The sequence below is a fragment of the Tissierellales bacterium genome (assembly GCA_025210965.1).
Classification (GTDB): Bacteria; Bacillota; Clostridia; order Tissierellales; family JAOAQY01; genus JAOAQY01.
The window spans coordinates 18,744-38,630 of the sequence record JAOAQY010000034.1; the positions used below are offsets into that span (position 1 = coordinate 18,744).

20 protein-coding genes are annotated in these 19,887 nt (G+C 31.7%); 18 read left to right on the forward strand and 2 right to left on the reverse strand.

Features of this window, described 5'->3' with window-relative positions:
- Window positions 1-15 precede the first annotated feature (15 nt).
- The 16 genes from N4A40_02025 (at window position 16) to N4A40_02100 (ending at window position 14,606) form a co-directional block, all read left to right on the forward strand.
- Window positions 16-1,272 (forward strand): FAD-dependent oxidoreductase, encoded by a 1,257-nt coding sequence (locus N4A40_02025; GenBank protein MCT4660610.1) that lies wholly within the window; start codon window positions 16-18, stop codon window positions 1,270-1,272.
- A gap of 15 nt (window positions 1,273-1,287) precedes the next feature.
- Window positions 1,288-1,659: a DUF1667 domain-containing protein gene (locus N4A40_02030; GenBank protein ID MCT4660611.1), complete on the forward strand. Its 372-nt coding sequence runs from the start codon at window positions 1,288-1,290 to the stop codon at window positions 1,657-1,659.
- 27 nt (window positions 1,660-1,686) lie between these two features.
- Window positions 1,687-3,078 (forward strand): sigma 54-interacting transcriptional regulator, encoded by a 1,392-nt coding sequence (locus N4A40_02035; protein MCT4660612.1) that lies wholly within the window; start codon window positions 1,687-1,689, stop codon window positions 3,076-3,078.
- A 247-nt stretch (window positions 3,079-3,325) separates the two neighbouring features.
- Window positions 3,326-4,084, forward strand: a complete 759-nt coding sequence (prdD, locus tag N4A40_02040) for a proline reductase cluster protein PrdD (GenBank protein MCT4660613.1) — start codon at window positions 3,326-3,328, stop codon at window positions 4,082-4,084.
- Window positions 4,085-4,096: 12 nt separating this feature from the next.
- Entirely contained in the window at window positions 4,097-4,567 is a 471-nt protein-coding gene (locus N4A40_02045) for a glycine/sarcosine/betaine reductase component B subunit (protein ID MCT4660614.1), read from the forward strand.
- A gap of 4 nt (window positions 4,568-4,571) precedes the next feature.
- Window positions 4,572-5,060, forward strand: coding sequence for a prolyl-tRNA synthetase associated domain-containing protein (locus N4A40_02050; GenBank protein MCT4660615.1), 489 nt, complete (start codon window positions 4,572-4,574; stop codon window positions 5,058-5,060).
- Between the two features lie 81 nt (window positions 5,061-5,141).
- The gene (locus N4A40_02055) at window positions 5,142-6,473 is read left to right on the forward strand and encodes a sigma-54 dependent transcriptional regulator (GenBank protein MCT4660616.1); all 1,332 of its coding nucleotides are present in this window, start codon (window positions 5,142-5,144) and stop codon (window positions 6,471-6,473) included.
- Window positions 6,474-6,571: 98 nt separating this feature from the next.
- A complete protein-coding gene (locus N4A40_02060) occupies window positions 6,572-6,742 on the forward strand; it encodes a hypothetical protein (GenBank protein MCT4660617.1) in 171 nt (56 codons plus the stop codon).
- 282 nt (window positions 6,743-7,024) lie between these two features.
- On the forward strand, window positions 7,025-8,521 hold the full coding sequence (locus tag N4A40_02065; protein ID MCT4660618.1) for a YjjI family glycine radical enzyme: 1,497 nt from the start codon (window positions 7,025-7,027) through the stop codon (window positions 8,519-8,521).
- Window positions 8,522-8,634: 113 nt separating this feature from the next.
- Window positions 8,635-9,552, forward strand: coding sequence for an EamA family transporter (locus tag N4A40_02070; GenBank protein MCT4660619.1), 918 nt, complete (start codon window positions 8,635-8,637; stop codon window positions 9,550-9,552).
- Between the two features lie 22 nt (window positions 9,553-9,574).
- Complete coding sequence (locus tag N4A40_02075; protein MCT4660620.1) at window positions 9,575-10,117, forward strand: YcxB family protein; 543 nt, start codon at window positions 9,575-9,577, stop codon at window positions 10,115-10,117.
- A gap of 323 nt (window positions 10,118-10,440) precedes the next feature.
- Window positions 10,441-11,847, forward strand: coding sequence for an APC family permease (locus N4A40_02080; GenBank protein MCT4660621.1), 1,407 nt, complete (start codon window positions 10,441-10,443; stop codon window positions 11,845-11,847).
- Between the two features lie 122 nt (window positions 11,848-11,969).
- Entirely contained in the window at window positions 11,970-13,172 is a 1,203-nt protein-coding gene (locus N4A40_02085; protein ID MCT4660622.1) for a pentapeptide repeat-containing protein, read from the forward strand.
- Window positions 13,165-13,548: a response regulator gene (locus tag N4A40_02090; protein ID MCT4660623.1), complete on the forward strand. Its 384-nt coding sequence runs from the start codon at window positions 13,165-13,167 to the stop codon at window positions 13,546-13,548. Before N4A40_02085 ends, N4A40_02090 begins: the two co-directional genes overlap by 8 nt.
- 67 nt (window positions 13,549-13,615) lie before the next feature.
- A complete protein-coding gene (locus N4A40_02095; protein ID MCT4660624.1) occupies window positions 13,616-14,251 on the forward strand; it encodes a ribonuclease HII in 636 nt (211 codons plus the stop codon).
- Between the two features lie 13 nt (window positions 14,252-14,264).
- Window positions 14,265-14,606: a hypothetical protein gene (locus tag N4A40_02100; GenBank protein MCT4660625.1), complete on the forward strand. Its 342-nt coding sequence runs from the start codon at window positions 14,265-14,267 to the stop codon at window positions 14,604-14,606.
- A 47-nt stretch (window positions 14,607-14,653) separates the two neighbouring features.
- Here the strand turns inward: N4A40_02100 and N4A40_02105 are convergent, their stop codons facing one another.
- On the reverse strand, window positions 14,654-15,328 hold the full coding sequence (locus tag N4A40_02105; protein MCT4660626.1) for a GGDEF domain-containing protein: 675 nt from the start codon (window positions 15,326-15,328) through the stop codon (window positions 14,654-14,656).
- 583 nt (window positions 15,329-15,911) lie between these two features.
- Window positions 15,912-16,742 carry an AraC family transcriptional regulator gene (locus N4A40_02110; protein ID MCT4660627.1) on the reverse strand — a complete coding sequence of 277 codons (831 nt, stop codon included), beginning with the start codon at window positions 16,740-16,742 and terminating at the stop codon, window positions 15,912-15,914.
- 221 nt (window positions 16,743-16,963) lie between these two features.
- Between N4A40_02110 and N4A40_02115 the strand changes: the two genes are divergently transcribed.
- The gene (locus N4A40_02115) at window positions 16,964-18,121 is read left to right on the forward strand and encodes an iron-containing alcohol dehydrogenase (protein MCT4660628.1); all 1,158 of its coding nucleotides are present in this window, start codon (window positions 16,964-16,966) and stop codon (window positions 18,119-18,121) included.
- A gap of 198 nt (window positions 18,122-18,319) precedes the next feature.
- Window positions 18,320-19,870: a response regulator gene (locus N4A40_02120; protein MCT4660629.1), complete on the forward strand. Its 1,551-nt coding sequence runs from the start codon at window positions 18,320-18,322 to the stop codon at window positions 19,868-19,870.
- Window positions 19,871-19,887: the final 17 nt, after the last annotated feature.

Consider the following 19,887-nt stretch of genomic DNA (forward strand, 5'->3'; position numbering starts at 1 on the left):
TAGGAGGGTATCGACGTGTTGAATTATGATATTGTAGTAATTGGAGGCGGTCCAGCAGGGCTTGCAGCAGCTATAGAAGCAAGAAAAAATGGAGTAGATAGTATTTTAGTTATAGAAAGAGATCGTGAACTTGGTGGTATATTGCAGCAATGTATTCACAATGGATTTGGACTTCATGAATTTAAAGAGGAACTTACAGGTCCTGAATATGCAGAACGATTTATATTGGAATTAAAAAAGGAAAATATTGATTATAAATTAGATACTATGGTATTAGATGTATCAGAGGACAAAAAAATAGCTATGATAAATACAAAAGATGGGTATACTGAAATACAAGCGAAGGCAGTTGTATTATCTATGGGATGTAGAGAGAGAACTCGTGGAGCAATTGCTATTCCAGGATATAGACCAGCAGGAATATTTAGTGCTGGTACAGCCCAGAGATACCTTAATATGGAAGGATACATGGTTGGGAAAAAAGTAGTTATACTTGGTTCGGGAGATATCGGTCTAATTATGGCTAGAAGGATGACATTAGAAGGCGCTGAGGTTCAAGCTGTAGCCGAGCTTATGCCGTACTCGGGTGGACTGAATAGAAATATAGTTCAGTGTTTGCATGATTACAATATACCTTTGCTATTGAGTCATACAATCACAGATATAAGAGGGAAAGATCGAGTGGAAGGTGTTACTATAGCTGAAGTTGACGAGAATAGACGTCCTATATCGGGAACTGAAAAACATTATGATTGTGATACAGTGTTGTTTTCTGTTGGCTTAATTCCGGAAAATGAATTGTCTAGAGGAGCTGGGGTTCAAATTGATAGGCGAACAAGTGGTCCTATTGTAAATGAATGTATGGAAACATCTATTGAAGGAATTTTTGGATGTGGTAATGTCGTTCATGTTCATGATTTAGTTGATTTTGTGACAGCAGAGAGTAGAAGAGCTGGTGAAATGGCAGCTAAATATGTTAATAAAGAGCTTAAAAATGAAGGAAATATTATTCTTACAAAACCACAGAGTGGAATAGGATATATAGTTCCACAAAAAATTAGAGAGATAAATGTTCAAAAGGAAGTAACTCTATTTATGAGAGTTAGAGATGTATATCACAATGCAGAGATGGTTGTGAAAGCAGATGGTGAAGAAATCAAGCGTATGAAAAAACGTCATTTGGCACCTGGTGAGATGGAAAAAGTTATATTAGAAAAATCTTTATTTGAAGATAAAAATTACAAAGAGATTTCTATAGAAATAGAGGCTTAAGAGAGGAAGAGGAATATGAGTGAAAAAGAAATGATCTGTATCGTATGCCCTATGGGATGTCGAATGACTTTGATAAAAGATGATAATCAGCCAGATGGCTATAGAGTTGATGGTAATACATGTAAAAGAGGATATAATTATGCAATAGAAGAGCAGACAAATCCTAAAAGAGTTATTCCTACAACTGTAAAAATTAAAAGTGGTATATTAAATAGATTGCCAGTTAAAACAAATGGTGCGGTTCCAAAAGAACTCATATTTGAATGTATGAAGGTTATAAATAAGGTGGAAGTTGAAGCTCCTATAAAAACTGGTGATGTAGTTGTTGAAAATATTTTAGGAACGGGAATAGATGTAGTAGCTACGAGAACTATGGAGCGAGTATAAATATTTAGAAGGGTTGGGAGATAGCGTATGAATATTATCAGGACGCCAAAAAATGATCGATTTTCATGGGTAGATGAAGTTACAGCAAAAGACTATGAAGATGTTTTAAACGCATTTGAACAAGGAATATGTGTTGTAAGTGCTAGTGGGCGAATAGTCTATATTAATAGAGCTTATGAAGATATTTTTAATATGAGTGATTTCATAGTTAGAGGAAGAAGTATTTTCAATACTGTAAAGGATGAAATGCTTCTAAAGGCATATAAAAATAGAAAAAAATATACTGGAATCGTCAATTATGATGGCCGAAAAGATGGTGTTTTTGGAATGGCTTTTCCCTTCTTTAAAGATAATGAGTATCAAGGCGTAGTTGGATTATATACATTAGATTCAAAATCTATTAAGAGAGAAACTGCAGTTCTTAGAGTAAAGGATAAAAAAGAGCTTACGAATCCATTTGATAATGTAATAGGGCAAAGTAGATCACTTGTAGAACAAATGAATATAGCCTATAAGGTTGCTAAGACAAATTCGACTGTACTGATTAGAGGAGAAAGTGGTACTGGAAAGGAAGTTGTTGCAAGAGCTATTCATAAATACGGAAATAGAAATGATAAACCATTTGTTGCAGTTAATTGTGGGGCTATTCCAATAAATCTTATAGAATCAGAGTTATTTGGCTATGAGAAAGGGGCTTTTACCGGTGCAAATCACCAAAGAATTGGTAAGTTTGAATTAGCTCATGGTGGAACTTTGTTTTTAGACGAAATAGGTGATTTACCACTTGAGGTTCAAGTAAAACTTCTTAGAGTTATCCAGGAGAAGGAGTTTGAGAGAATTGGTGGAAATGAAAGTATTAATGTGGATGTAAGAATAGTTGCAGCTACTCACAAAAACCTGGAGAAAATGATTGATGAAGGTGAATTTAGAGAAGACCTGTACTATAGAATAAATATAATTCCAATAGAATTGGATGCATTGCGTGAAAGAAAGGAAGATATACCCCTTTTAGTTGATTATTTTTTGGAGAAGACTAAAAACCGTTTATGTGTTGATGAGCTAGATATAGATTCCAAAGCAATGGAAGCATTAATGCAATATGATTGGCCAGGAAATGTTCGTGAATTGGAAAATATACTAGAACGAATGGCAATATTGAGTGAAGATAGTATAATAGGTTTTGCTGATGTTCCTAGTCATATTGCAAATGTTTATAGATACAATCCAAAGACAACAGATTATAGTGGTCTTATAAATATGAGTTCTTCGGGAGAAATTGCTACTATGGAAGAGTATGAGTGTGAAGTTATAATGAGAGCGATGAAGAAATACAAGAGTTTCAATGCTGCAGGTAAAGCATTGGGAATCACTCATAAAACAGTAGCCTCGAAAGTAAGAAAGTATGGAATAGAATATTGATATATGCTTGAATCAAAGGGCTGTCTTGAAATAGTTTCATTTATCTATTTTGAGACAGTTTTTTAGTTTTTAATTACGTATATTACAGAAATAATTTAGTGATATAAATTTCTCATTAGAGAAAAAAATTTCACTAATTTGATTTGAAAAGTATAGTAAAGTGTTGAAAAATAAAGAATACTATTTTGGCTTGTAATTTGCATTACTAGAGAATGAAGGAATAAATTATATTTTGGGGGTGTAAACAATGAATGAAATTGAATTGAGGCGATTGGTGATCAAGGCATTTCATGTGAAAAAGGTGATTTTAGGAGAAAAAGATCGTCTTAAAAATCAGGTTTTAGAAATATCACTAGATGGAATTCAGGAAATAGAAGAGGCAAATGAAAATATAATTGATATAAAAGTTGATATTATAGAGCCTGGAGATCATAATAGAGAAATTAATACTATCATGGATATAGTGCCAATATCTACAAAAGTAATAGGAAAAATTGGCGAAGGAATAACTCATACTATTACTGGAGCATATTTCATGCTTACAGGAGCAGATGAAGAAGGAAACCAAATGCATGAATTTGGATCAAGTGAAGGGTTACTAAGTAATCAATTGGTGCTAGATAGAGCTGGAACACCTGGCAAAAGAGATTATATAATTCACATGGACGTAAAATTAAGAGCAGGAGTACCATTTTCCAGAGAACTAGCAAATGCAGCGTTTGAAGCTGGGGATAAATTTATACAAAACTTTAGACAGATATTAAAGAGAATAGATGGTAGGGAATGTACTGAATCACATGAATACTATGATAAGATCCGACCAGGAAAGAAAAAAGTTGTACTAATAAAACAAATAGCTGGTCAAGGAGCTATGTACGACAATAGGTTGTTAGCTAGTGAGCCAAGTGGATTTATTGGTGGTAGATCAATTATAGATATGGGAAATGTACCAGTCATATTAAGTCCAAATGAATATAGAGACGGAGCTCTTAGGAGCTTAGAATAGGAGGAATGGAAAATGGGAATAGGACCTTCGACTAAAGAGACGAGTTTACATTATTTTAGAGATCCGTTACTTGAGGTTATAGAGCAGGATACGGATTTGGATTTACTTGGGGTTATGGTTGTGGGAACACCACAAGATAACACCGAAAAATATTTTGTAGGAGAACGTGCTGCTGTTTGGGCAGAAGCTATGAGAGCTGATGGAGTTGTGTTTTCTTGCGATGGATGGGGAAATTCGCATGTAGATTATGCAAATACTTTTGAACAACTTGGTTCTAGAAATATACCAACAGTTGGAATAACATTTCAAGGAACACAGGCTAAATTTGTAGTAACAAATCAGTATATGGATACTATAGTGGATATAAATAAATCAAAAGAGGGAATAGAAACTGAAGTTGTTGGAGAAAATAATTTAATCAGTTCTGATGCAAGAAAAGCTGTAGCCCTTTTGAAATTAAAAATGAGAAAGATGGGAAGGTAGTAATATGGAGATAGCAGAAAAAGTATATAATTATTTAGATGGTTTAGGTATAGATTATAAGAAACATGAACATCCAGCAGTTAGAACTGTTGAGGAAGCACAATTGTACTGGAAAGGTATAGATGGTGCTCAGTGTAAAAACCTATTTTTGAGAGACCAAAAAGGTAAGAGGCACTACCTAGTAGTTGTAGAAGAAAATAAAAAAGTGGATATGAGTAAATTAGCAGAACAATTAGGGGAGAAAAAATTAAGTTTTGCATCGGAGAAAAGATTAGATAAGTATCTTAAATTAAAACCTGGTGCAGTATCTCCTTTTGGACTAATAAATGATGAAGAAAATCTAGTAGAGCTAAAGATTGATAAGGATTTAAAGAAGGAAAAAAAGATTAGTTTTCATCCAAATATAAACACCGTAACTTTAGAACTTTCATATAGTGATTTTGAAAAATATTTAAAAGCATCCGGAAATGATTATGAATATATAGCAATATAATTTTAAAAGTGGTCAGTTATTTTTAAACTGTACCACTTTTTTGATATAATAGGGGTGAATACAATATGGGGAGAAATTGATATGAGGTGTCGATTAGCGATAGTAGAAGAGGATATAAAGTATGTAGAAGCATTAAAAATTGTTTTGGAAGAAAAAATATATGAGTTAACTCATTACAGATATTTGGATGAACTTCTGAAAAAAGGGGTTGATGCGGATATTTGTCTTGTTAATTTGGATGAAAAAAATTTCACAATAGATATGTTTGAAAAATTAAAAGAGGTCAATAATAATAAACATAGTCATATAATTGGATTATCATCTAAGCATGATATAGAAAAAATAATGATTGCTAGAAAAAATGGAATGGATTATTATCATCTGAAAAGTCACCCTACAGAAGAGTTAATATCTTTGATTGAAAATCAAACTAGGAAAGAAACTACGGAAGAATTAGAGGGAATACTACTAAAATCTAATAATGAAAAGTTTAAAAAAAGTGTTGAAATTGCAGCAAAAGCAGCGAAAAGTGATGTTAATATATTAATTCTAGGAGAGTCTGGAGTTGGCAAGGAAGTTTTTGCAAAGTATATACATTATTGTAGTGAAAGAAGCAAAGAGATATTCGTTCCTGTGAATTGCCATTCATATTCGGAGAGTTTGCTTGAGTCAGAACTGTTTGGCCATGAAAAGGGAGCTTTTACAGGGGCAATTAATTCTCGAAGTGGAAAATTTGAAGAAGCGAGTAGAGGAACACTTTTTTTAGATGAGGTGGGAGACATTCCTATTGATATACAGGTGAAATTGCTTAGAACTATAGAAAATAAAACAGTTGAAAAAATAGGTAGCAATGTGACGAAAAAAGTTGATTTTAGATTGATAAGTGCCACGAATAAAAATTTGCAAGCGGATATTTTTAATGGAAGTTTTCGAGAAGATTTTTTTTATAGAATAAGTACTATAGTTATAGAGATTCCGCCGATTAGAGAGCGCAGAGAAGATTTAAAAATGCTTATAGAATTTTTTATGGAGCAAATTTCTAAGCAATTTGGAAAAGAAATTTACTATATTGAAAAAGAAGTAGAGAACTTCTTATATTCATATGACTATCCAGGAAATGTAAGAGAGTTGAAAAATATATTAGATAGATTAATTGTGCTTTCTGAAAACGGAATTATAGCTACTGAAAATTTACCAATATGTTTTGGGTATAAGAAAAAAGAAAATTATGCTTGTAGTACTGAACTTGAAATAAAGCCACTTAGAGAAAAAAGAAAAGAATTTGAAAAAGAATATATTAGGCAAGTACTTGAATATTATGGCGGAAATCAAACACAAGCGGCTAAAATACTTGAAATTAGCAGAAGACAATTGGTAAATAAAATAGAAGAATATGGATTGAGAAAAAAATAACAAAAAATGTTTGACAAAATTATAACAATGATGTATTATAATATTGTAAATAAGTTAAAAATTTATCAAACTTTACTCTAAGAAAAGGGAGTGGTAGTATGGTAAGAAAAGTACAAGCAATTGATAATTTTAGAACATTTGCAGTTGCAATAACTAAAGGGAAAACATATGAAGTATTGTCACAAAACATTTTTGGAGACTATCTAATTATTGATGACAATCATAAAGAGCAATATTGTTTTCCATATAGGTTTGTTGAGATTGTGTGATTTAAAATAATCAATCCCTTTCAGTTCTACTATTAAGTATTACAATACGAATGTTGTTAGATTGTCGCCGCAATTCTAACAAAGAAAGAAAAGAGAAGGTCGCCGCCTTTCTCTTCTTTTATTTGTAATGATTACAAATAAGATTGAAAAAAATTAAAAAAAGTTATATAATAAAACTAACAATATATCCGTATGATGTATTAAACAACCGTCTATATGTTGAATAGATTTGTTCCATAAAATGAGAACTAGGTTAAAATATATTAAATGGAGTGGAGTAGAATGTGTAAAGAAGAAGTATTAAAAATTGTAAAAGACCAAACGATAACTTATGAACAGAAAGTGCTCAGTTTAGCTAGAGCTGCTGAGGACTCGCTTGAAGTGCTCAATATTCCGAAAGAAACACAAAATCTTAGAGATGAAGGAATTATATGTGATTTATTTGAAGGACATGCTCCTTATAGACCTAGATACATAGTTCCAGACTATGAAAAGTTTATGAAGCAAGGAAGTAAATTTTTAGAATTAGACCCACCTGAAGATATATGGGAAGCTACACATAATTTGCTTATTTTGTATAAACACGTTCCATCTATAACATCATTTCCTGTTTATATTGGTAATATTGATGAGCTACTAGAACCATTTGTAAAAGATGAAGACGAAGCGTATCGAGCTATCAAATTGTTTATAAAGCATATAGATAGAACTCTAACAGATTCATTTTGTCATGCTAATATTGGACCTAGAGATACTATTGCTGGAAGATTGATATTGAAAGCCCAAAGGGAAATGCAGACATCTATACCAAATATAACTATAAAATATTCTAAAAGCACACCTGAAAGACTAGCACTAGATAGTATTGAAACAGCTATGATTACGGCTAAACCATCATTTGCAAATGATGAGATGTATAGAGCTGATTTTGGCGGAGAATATGCTATAGTTAGTTGTTATAATGGTTTGTATATAGGTGGGGGTAGTTATACTTTAGTAAGACTTAATTTAGCTGATTTGGCAAAAAAAGCTAAGTCAAAGGCTGATTTCTTTGAAAGAGTATTACCTAATACATCGAAATTGATGGCAGATTATATCAATGAAAGGATAAGATTTTTGGTAGATGAGAGTGGATTTTTTGAGAGTAGTTTTCTTATAAGAGAAGGATTGATTGAAAAAGATAGATTTTCTGCAATGTTTGGTGTTTTTGGATTGGCAGAAGGGACTAATGCATTGATGAAAATGGAAGGCGAGTCTGGCAGATTTGGAAATGACTCAAAAGCGGATGAGCTAGGACTTGAGATTATAGATTCGCTAGCAAAATTGGTTGATGGTTATGAAAGTCCAAATTGCAAGATTTCAAATAAGAAATTACTTATGCATTCTCAAGTAGGTATCGACAGTGATATAGGCATAAGCCCAGGATGTAGAATACCTATAGGTGAAGAACCGGAATTGCCAATTCATATAAAACAGTCGGCTAAATTTCATAAGTATTTTACATCAGGAATTGGCGATATATTTGCTTTTGACGAAACTGCAAAAGGAAATACTAAATTTATACAAAATATAATAGATGGTTCTTTTAAAGAAGGAATGAGATATTTTTCTTTATATGGATCAGATGCTGATGTTATAAGGATTACTGGATATCTAGTTAAAAAATCTGAAATAGAAAAATTAGATAAGGGAAATCAAGTTCTTAGAGATACAGTAGTTTTAGGTCAAGGCTCAGTGCGCAATAATGGCGTATTAGATAGAAAAGTTAGAAAAATATAAAAAGAAAAAAGAGTTATCATTCAAAGATGACTCTTTTTTTGTGCAAATAAATATTGATTTCTTCTTCAAAAAACACTACAATAATCATGTTAGGGAAAAGGGGATGAGCAAAAATGAAGTTAAAAGGAGTAATTTGTACAGCAGCGTCAGCATTTTTGTATGGAGCAACACCAGCATTAGCACAAATGACATATGGAATGGGAAATAATTCTCTTTCGATGACTTTTTTTAGAAATTTCTTTGCAGGGATTGCATTATTATTGTTTATGATTATGACTAAAGTTGATTTTAAGATAAAAAAAAGTGATCTGAAAAATACTGCTATAGTTGCAGTGTTCGGAGTTCTTTTGTGCAATATATTAATATATTCATCATATGAATATATTGGAATTGGAGCGACTACTACATTACATTTTATGTATCCTGTATTTGTAGCACTAATGGCGAGATTTGTTTTTGGAGAAATACTGACTAAGAGAAAAGTTATTTGTTTGGTTATAGCATCTATTGGTGTTTGTTTTTTCATGGATTTAAAAAACATATCAAATTTAGTTGGAGTAGTATTTGCTGTAGCATCAGGTATATTCTATGCGTTTTATATGGTTGGAATGGAACAAAAAAAATTAGTTTTACTAAATCCATACAAGGTATCATTCTATATTGCATTAGTTGGCTCATTGGCATTGCTAGTTGCAAATATATTTGGTGGTTTTTTGGTTTTTGAATTGCCAATTAAAGCATATTTACTTATAATAGTACTTGCTGTGAGTACATCATTTGTAGCAACAGTTTTATTGCAGGTTGGTATAAAAGAAATAGGAGCTACTTCAGCAGCATTATTTTGTTTGATAGAGCCTATAACAAGTGTTGTGGTTGGATACTTCATGTTTGATGAAGATTTATCTATAACAAAGATAATAGGATGTGTGGCCATATTTGTAGCCATAATACTGCTTACATTTGATAAAGAGAAAGAGGCTACGGGTAACAACGAGACCAACGTAAATACTCATGCTAGAGATATTGTTTGATTTATGCGAAAGGAGATTGACTATGGACGAAAAGAATTTGTTATTTAGTATTGAAACTCGAATTGAAGGAAAGGATTATAGAAAATTTTTATATATCGCAACCTTTTTTAGGAAAAAAATGGTGATACCGATGATTTTACTGCTTAGTGGAGCTATGGCTTATTTATTATCAATAAGTGAGAATGGCTTTAGTATAAGTGCTTTTCTTGTGTTTTGGTTAGTACTTCTTTTAGTAGGTATTGCTAGTACAGCATTTCAGATTGAAAGAAAGAACAAAGTACGAATAAAGACTGATAAAACAGGAACTTTTGGTGCAGTGAATGAACTTCTGTTTTTTGAAAATGAATTTGAAGTTAACAGTGAGGTTTTGAAATCACAATCTACAATAGAGTATGAAAAGATATACCAGGTTTTGGAGTCCAAAGATTATTTTATTGTATATTTCAATGCGAACCAAGCAGCTATAGTTAGAAAAGAAGATATGGACATCGATATTGAGCTAAAATTTAGAGATTTATTTGAGAGAAAAATAGGGAAAAAATATTTAAAAATTAATATGATTTAGTGTATGTAAGATAGGCTAAATAAATTAGTAGCGAGCTAATATTATTCAGCCTATTTTTTTATAATAGACGGTAATATGGGTATAAAATAAATAAGAAGAGTACACGAATATATATGCACAAAATGAATAAAAATTACAAGATTATATTATAATCGTTAATTATAATATAGAATGGGTTAAAAAATAATCTTGGATTACAAAATAATAAACGAGTATTTTACAATATTTGATTGGTTGAAAAAGTCAAAAAATTTCATAAAAACAATTGCAAAAAGCAAAGGTGCAATGTATAATCTAAGCATAAAGAAAGTTGAGGTGGTTAGATGAAAGGACGATCTGAAGAATCATTTGAAAAGGTATTGTCAAAGAAAGATATCTTTGCGCTGGCATTTGGCGCAATGATAGGTTGGGGCTGGGTAGTACTTACCGGTGAATGGATTCAAAAAGCAGGTGCATTTGGTGCAATTATATCATTTATTATTGGCGGAATTATGATTTTGTTCGTAGGGCTTACCTATGCTGAACTTACTGCGGCACTTCCTGAAAATGGAGGGGTAAGCGTTTTCACAGAGCGTGCTTTTGGCTGGAAAGCATCTTTCTTAAGCTCATGGGCAATAATACTAGGTTATGTTTCGGTAGTTGCATTTGAGGTAGTAGCTTTTCCGACTGTTTTAGAGTATTTTATTGGATCTGGATATCTAAAGGGGTATTTGTATACGATACAAGGATATGATGTATATGGTACTTGGGTTTTAGTTGGAGTAGGGAGTTCTATAATAGTGACATTATTAAATTACTTTGGCACTAAGAATGTTGCAATCATACAGACTGGTTGTACTGTATTAATCGCAGCAGTTGGGTTAGCTCTATTTGGTGGGAGTGTAGTTAATGGAAATGCACAAGTTATAGAACCGTTAGCTAGTACTGGATTGAAAGGAATACTAGGGGTGGCAGTTATGACACCTTTTATGTTTATGGGATTTGACGTAATACCACAGGCTGCTGAAGAGATGAATGTGCCATATAAGAAGATAGGAAAAATAATGATATTGGCAGTTATTATGGCAGTTCTTTGGTATATTATGATAATATTTAGTGTTGTAAGGTCATTGAACCATGGTGAGATAGTAGGTTCGGGTTTGGTTACTGCTACTGCTATGGCAAAGGTATTTGGAGGAAGTAATTTGGCTTCTAAAATACTAGTGCTTGCAGGTCTTAGCGGAATTATTACTAGTTGGAATGCGTTTTTTATTGGGGGAAGTAGGGCTATTCAGGCTATGGCTGAAAAAGGTAGATTGCCTGAATTTTTGGCAAGAGTACATCCTAAGCATAAGACACCTGGAAATGCAATATTACTTATAGGCGGTATAACAACTATTGCACCATTATTTGGACGAAATATGTTGACTTGGCTTGTGAATGCGGGTAGTTTTACAGTGATTTTAGCGTATTTAATGGTTGGTCTTGCTTTTGTGAAGTTAAGAATTAAGGAACCAAATCTCAAAAGACCATATGAAGTTAAAAATTGGAGATTTGTTGGTACTATGGCTATATTCTTAAGCTCGGCGCTATTTATTCTGTTTTTACCAGGATTTCCATCCGCTATGCAATGGCCTTATGAATGGGGAATAGTAATTGGATGGTTCGGACTTGGTGGAGTGTTCTTTTTGAAAATATTAGTTAGAGAAAAAAGAGCGAAACGTGAATTAATTAGAGCGAAAATTAGATAGAAAATGCATGGGGTTGTTTTGAAATAGATAGTTATTTTATTTCAAGATGGCTCCTTTTTTGTGTACATATAAATTATTTTCCCACAATAACTGGGTATAAAATATAAAATGGAGGTGAGAAAATGAAGACACGACTTTTGCAAGATGAATGGAAAGATCAATTTAATGAAGAGATATATGACTATCTTGTAGAATGTGGAAGCAATGGAGATTATAAAAAGTGGTATAAGTACTTGAGATCTAATAAAATAAAAAAGATAAAATTGAAAGGCGCGAATTTAAAAAATCTCAATTTTTCAAGATTTAATTTGAGAAATATAGACTTAGAATATTCTGATTTGAGTTTTTCGGAATTTAATATGTCTATTTTGAATAATGTAAATATGAAAGAAGCTAGAGTTCACGGTGCTGATTTCACCAAGGCAGTTTTGATGGCAGGAAATTTTGAAAAAGCAAATTTTTCATCTACAAATTTGTATAAGAGTGATTGTAGATTTGCAAATTTTTTAAGGGCGGAATTTCATGAAGCAATACTTGGAGAGACCGTGTTTGATTATTCAAATATGCAAAAATCTGTATTTAAGGCCAGTAGATTAGAGAAGGCTAGTTTGAAAAATACAAATTTGAAGGGGGCAGAGTTTATATATGCAGATCTTAGAGATGCAAGCTTTGTAGCTAGCATGGTAAATGGAGAAACTATATTTTGGGATTGCAAATTTTCTCAGAATACAGATTTGACAGGTGTTGGACTTGGCAATATTAGGATTGATCCTCAGATGAAGTCTGGTTTTGAAAATAATATAAGAAGAATATGGTGGAAACGATATTATGAAAATGAAAAGAATATAAGAATAAATATAATAAAATCCATAAAGGGATATCCTGTTAAGTATTTTTATAGGATAACAAAGTGGTTTATGAGTTATGCTAAAGAGAATGTTATAAAGTTTTTTTGGAATTTAACGGGATATGGAGCTTCGACATTTGCACTCATACGAGCATTTTTTATCAGTGTCTTGGTATTTAGTATAATATATAGCCTGTTTCCATCTCTAAATAATACAGATCTTGTGATACATGAAGCATCATGGGGTATAAAGTTCATAAGAAATATTTATTTTTCAATAGTAGTAATGACATCTGTTGGGTTTGGCGATATATACGCTAATGGTACTAGTGTATTTAGTTATTTAATTATCAGTATACAAATACTAATCGGTTATGTAATGCTTGGGGCATTATTGGTTCGTTTGGGTATTCTATTTCAGGGTGGCTTACCGGAGCGAGCTTTTATAAAATACAAGGGAGGTCATAAGAATGAATAAAGCTAGAGTGTTGATTGCAGATGATAGCAAATTTTTCCAAAAATATATTAAAACCTTAGTTGAGTCGCTAGGATTCGATGTAATAGAGACTGTGGGAGATGGTGTAGAAGCGATAGAAGCATTAAAGGAAAAAGATGTGAACTTGATATTTTTAGATATAAATATGCCTAGGATGACAGGGATAGAGGCAGTAGAAGAAATTATAAATGAGTATCCTCATTCAACGGTTATAATGATGACTTCTGTATCGGATATATTGATAGTCCAAAAATGTATGGATCTAGGAGCAGCCAATTATATAGTCAAAAATTCATCAGAAGAAGAGATGCGTGAAATTATAACGCAGACATGGGAACTCTATGGGGATGCAGAATAATAGTATTATGGAAATGTAGCTTCAATCGTGCTATAATGAATCAATAAAGAATTATGAGGAGTTGGCAATGTTGAGCAAAAGAGAAGAACAGCTTAAGCAAGAATATATCAATTTGAAAAAGTTTGATGAAGAATTTGGAGTTGAAAATCTTTGTGGCTTAGATGAAGCAGGACGTGGACCGATGATGGGACCTGTGGTAGCAGCTGCAGTAATACTTGGAGAAGAACCTATAATAGGAGTAAGAGATAGTAAAAAAATATCAGAAAAGAAAAGATATATACTAGCTGAGACTATAAAAGAAAAATCGAAAGCATGGGCAATAGGATATGCTACTAGTGCTGAAGTTGATGAATTTGGAATTCAGAAAGCAAATTATATGGCTTTTGAACGAGCATATTCGAAACTTAAAGATGATGGAGTAGTGATAAATTATAGTTTGATTGATGGAAATTATAAGAATATTGATATAGAAAATCATGAAACAGTTGTTAAAGGTGATTCGAAAAGTGCTTGTATCGCGGCGGCTTCTATATTAGCAAAAACGGCTAGAGATTCTTATATAGTTGATGTATGTCATAAAGAATATCCAGAATATAATTTTGAAAAAAATAAAGGTTATGGCACAAAAGAGCATTTAGAGAAGATAAAGGAGCTTGGTTTGACACCGTATCATAGAAAATCATTTTGCGGTAAATATATTTAGAAAGGATTAAATTATGAATGGAGATATAAGAGAAATTGGAAAAGTTTTTATAGCAACAATAGTATCGATAATGATCATGTATCTGGGTCTATTTGTTGCATCTACAGTATTTATAGGAATTATAGTTTTACTTATTGGTATACATATTTTTGTTCAAATAAGGGACTTAAAATATGTTAGTAGAGCTTACTATAGAGAGTTTTCATTTAGAAATCCTATATTGATAATATTATTGGATGTAGCTATTATTATTGCTGTTTTGAGTTTTAGTCCGATATTTAAAAGGATTTTATTTGCTGTATTTACAATTGGTTTACTGATAAATTTCTTAAAGATGTTGGTATATAAAAGATAAGCAGAAGACGTGATTTGTATTTCGCGTCTTCTGCTTTTTTGTTGAGTTTAATTATTTTTATTTACATGTGAAACTTGATTTCGTCCACTTTCTTTTGACATATACAATGCTTGATCTGAACTTTCAAGTAAGCCTTTCAAGGTATTCCCATCTTCAGGATAAGAAGCAATACCTATTGAAACGGTGAAATGAGGATCAGAATTAGCAGAGACTTCTTTTCTAAGTCTTTCAGCAACTAGAAAAGCTTCTCGTGTTCCGAGTCCTGGAAGTATTATCATGAATTCATCACCACCAAATCGGCCCAAGTAGTCATGATCTCTAATAGTTGAAATTGCAGTCTTGGCAAGAAATTTGATACATTTATCTCCAACAACATGTCCGTAGGTATCATTTACAGATTTGAACTTGTCTATATCGAACATTAAAAGTGAAAATTCAGATGAATGTTCATCGTTTATGAGTGAATTAACAATAGAAAGAGATGCATTTTTGTTATATGCCTGAGTCATTTTATCAAGCTTATTGCTCTCGCGAAGCGCCATGTTGTGTCTTTCGATACTCCATGTCCGTATCTTTAGTTCTCTTCTGAGTTCATCTTCAAATTCTTCGTCCAATTTTTTATACTTAGCGTCGTTTTGAGACTCATATGATCTCCATTGGTTTAGACATTCATATAATGGTAAAAAATAAACCAATAATGTAAGTTCAAAACGTGGATCCAATACTAGTTCTGGGGAGCTAATTGTGAAAAAAGATATTAGTATTGAGCCGAGAAAAAATAATTGCAAAATATAAAATTGATGTTTCCACTTTATATAGTCAATAATTAGTAGGCCAATAGAACAGGCTAGAATGATATAAAGTAAAATATTGACTGGAATTGTTTGAAAATAGAAAACAAATACGGCAATAGAAGATATCGCAATTAAGAAAAATACAAAATTTTCATGGTTGTTGAATAAATTCAAAATTAAAAAACTAGACAAGAAACCAGCGAGACAGAACACTAACAATTTTGGGTTTGTTATATCAATGCTGAAAAAAGGAGAACTCGCACAGATTAAAAGTGGTAAAGAACCTGATAAAACTAGTTTTTTTAAGATATAATTTAATTTGTCCATTCGGGATATTAAAGAAAGCATAATTGCACCTAAAAATGTAAAAAATATACCATACATAAGTAACCACCCTATCTTGAATAAATTGTAAAAAGCATATATAAATTATAACATATAATTTATAATTGTTTCTTAATTGATACCCAAGAGCTTGTGGAATATTTCATAAAATGGATTTGAAATTGAACTATAAACAATTGAGCTGAAATTGTTTTGGCGTCAATTTGTATTTTTTTTTGAATAATTTAATGAAATAAGACATGCTTTCAAATCCCAACTCAAATGAAACTTCGGTAACAGAGCGATCTTTTAAAAGTTCAGTAGCGAGTTTTAGTTTGCTTTCGTTAATGTACTTTTGTGGACTCATGCCATAATTTTTTTTGAAATTATGAGAGAAATTTGAGCAACTCATTCCAAGCATATCTGATAACTTTTCGATTGAAATAGGTTCATGAAGGTGTTTTCTTATATAGTGGATGGATTGGTCTATATGTGTTGAACTTTTCATGCTAAGTAATTGCTCAGGAGAATACAACTTTAGTAGGTCATAAACCAGTTTTTGTGCATATAAGTCTATTAGAAAAGCTTCTTGTTTTGATTTTGATCTAGTTAAATTGTGGATATTTTTTATATCTTGTTTTAAGTCGTAATTATGAGTTCCTAAAATAAAATTATCATTTTGTTTTTTGCTAGAATTATTATATATAGGCATATTTGAGGCTACTTTTTTTATTAAAGATTCATTTAGTTCGAAAACTAAAGCTTTTGTTTGAATTGGAATATCCATATCTACAGATGTATTTGCTGGCATTATAAGAAATTGATCAGAAGTGTATTTGAAAGATTTACTTCCTAAATTCAATTCTTTTTCACCTTCTAAGATGGTACAAAAGCGCAAATGGTTTTTTGATTTATAAGTTCCAGTATAATTTTTTGGTAAATCATAGTAGAGTGTTTTTACATATTCGGTTTCAAATCCATCTAAATTTTCTAACCTAGAATTGAAATTGTGTAGCATTTTAATTCCCCCAATACAAAAGATTGCTAAAAAAATATCATATTTTTTGAAAAAACGACTAATTTTTCAAAATAGAGTTAGTTTTGAAAAAATTTATTTGTTATACTTCAACTATAAACAATAACACTTAAACAAGCAAGAACTTTGTTAGAATATTAACAAAAAGTCAACAAGTGTGTGTTTAAGAAATTAGAGCATATAAATTTTAAGGGGGAATTAAAATGGGTTTACAAGCATTCAGAGTACCTAAAGATATTATTTTCGGAGAAAATGCATTAGAGCATTTAGCTACATTAGAAGGTAAAAAAGCTACAATTGTAACTGGTGGAAATTCAATGAAACGTTTTGGTTTCTTGGAAGAGACACAAAAACAACTTGAGAAAGCAGGTATGGAAGTATCAATTGTAGATGGTGTAGAACCAAACCCATCAATAGAAACAGTGGTAAGAGGTGGCCGTGAAATGGCTGAATTTAATCCAGATTGGATAGTGGCAGTTGGCGGTGGCTCAGCACTAGATGCAGCAAAGATTATGTGGGTATATTATGAGTATCCAGATACAAAATTTGAAGATTTGGTTGCTGGAAAATTCCCTAAATTGAGAACTAAAGCTAAATTTATTGCTTGTCCATCTACAAGCGGTACAGCTTCAGAAATAACAGCGTTTTCAGTAATTACAGATACAAAAAATCATATCAAATATCCTTTAGTATCTTATGAAATGACACCTGATATTGCACTTTTGGATGCAAATATTCCAGCTAAGATGCCTAAGCATATAACAGCTAATACTGGTATGGATGTTATGGCGCATGCTGTAGAAGCTTATGTTTCAACTGCAGCTACAAGCTATACAGACCCATTAGCTTTAGAGGCTATTGATTTAGTTAAGAATAATTTACCAAAAGCTTATGAAAATGCAGGCGACATAAAGGCAAGAGAAGATATGCACAATGCATCAGCACTTGCTGGAATGGCATTTACAAATGCATCGCTTGGATTGGTTCATAGTACTGCTCATAAAATTGGTGGAGAATTTGGTATAACTCATGGTTTGGCAAATGCTATATTGATGCCATATATAGTTGAGTACAATAGAAAAGCAACTGATAAGGTTGATAAATTAGAGAAGTTCTTTGGAATAGACAGTTTACCAGAGACACTTAAAGAACTTAATAAAAAATTGGATATACCAGTTACATTAAAAGAAGTTACTGAAGTTGATATTCCAGAAGATAAATTCTTGGAAGTGTTGGATAGAATGAGCAAAAATGCATTTGAAGATCCTTGCACTTTAACGAATCCAAGGGAGTCATCTCCAGAAGATGTTAAGCAAATTTTTAAATGTGCATACTATGGAAAATCAGCTCTTGAAATTTAATTAACTATAAAATTATTAAAAAACTAGCTTAAATAGGCTAGTTTTTTTTTATTCAAAATCATTTTTTACTCTATAAAGCTAAATTTGTATAATTTTGTCAAAAAAAAATACTATTTTTTGTATTTGTGTTTTGATTTATGGGTATAGGTTGGAATAAGATGGTAGTAAATGAAATTAGGAGGTTTAAGCGTGAATGATATGTGGAAAATATTGATTGTTGATGATGAGGAATCTGTTCATGCGATGACCAAGTTAGTTAGTAAAAAACTTGTTTTTGAGAATAAAAATGTAAAATTTTATAGTGCGTATTCTGAAGAAGAAGCAAAGAATATTTTAAAAGAGAATGATGATATAGCGGTTGTATTACTTGATGTTGTTATGGAACATAGAGATAGTGGATTCCGCTTGGTTAGATTTATTAGAGAGGAACTTAAAAATAAAGAATTACGCATTATAATTAGAACTGGTCAACCAGGAACAGCTCCAGAAAAAGAAGTTGTTTTGAAATATGATATAAATGACTATAGGGAGAAAACAGACCTAAGTTATCAAAAACTCATAACAGGATTGCTTATGTCTATCAGAAACTATAAAGATTTGATGGCACTTAAAAATTCAAAAGGAGAGACGTTGAGGGCTAAGGAAGAAGCCCACAAGGCTAATCAGGTTAAAGTTCAATTCTTGGCAAATATGAGTCATGAAATTAGAACGCCAATGAATGGGATAATGGGAATTACGCAACTTTTGGAATATACAGATTTGACGCAGCAACAAGAAGAATATGTGAAGTTATTGAAGGACTCGGCAGAGAGATTGATGCATACTATAAATGATATACTCGATTTATCAAAGATTGAATCTGGGACTATAGTATTGAAAAAAAATCCTTTCGGATTAAAGAAATTGTATGAGGAAATTGTAAATAAATACCAATATGAATTTGAAAAGAAGGGAATTGAATTCAATTATGAGATGGATCCTTTGATGCCTGAATATGTTTTAGGAGATAGAGATAAGATATATCAGATTATTTCTATTTTACTAGATAATTCAATTAAATTTACACCTAAGGGTTATGTAAGATTTTGCATGAAAAGAGAAAAGACAAATTATATAAAGATTGAAGTTGAAGATAGTGGTATTGGTATGACGCATCAAGCAAAAGACAGGATATTTGATATATTTACACAAGAAGATGAGTCAAATACAAGAAAATTTGGCGGAAGTGGATTGGGATTAGCAATTGCAAAAAGTTATGTAGATTTGATGGATGGAGAAATCGACGTGGTGTCAGAACTAGGTGAAGGAAGCTTCTTTTCAGCAATAATAAGAATTTTGTATTTAGAAGAGGGGAAACAAGAATTAGATATAAATAATGCCATGTCAATACTCTTAGTGGAAGATGATTTGATAAATCAGCAAGTCATATCTAGTTTACTCGAAAGAGTTTCAGATAATGTAGATATAGCAATGGATGGAGAAAAAGCTTTGACCATGACCAAGAATAAAAAATATGATTTTATTTTTATGGATATAAGTATTCCAATAATAGATGGCATAGAATTAACAAAAATGATTAGGAAAATGCCGGATTATAAAGGAATACCTATAGTGGCACTGACTGCACACTCACATTCTAACATCAAGAAAATGTGTTTAGATAGTGGGATGAATGATTACTTGTCAAAACCTGTAAAGGCTGACGAGTTATATCAAAAAATAGATGAGTTTAGTATTGACAACTTGTAAGTATGATAACTTAAGTT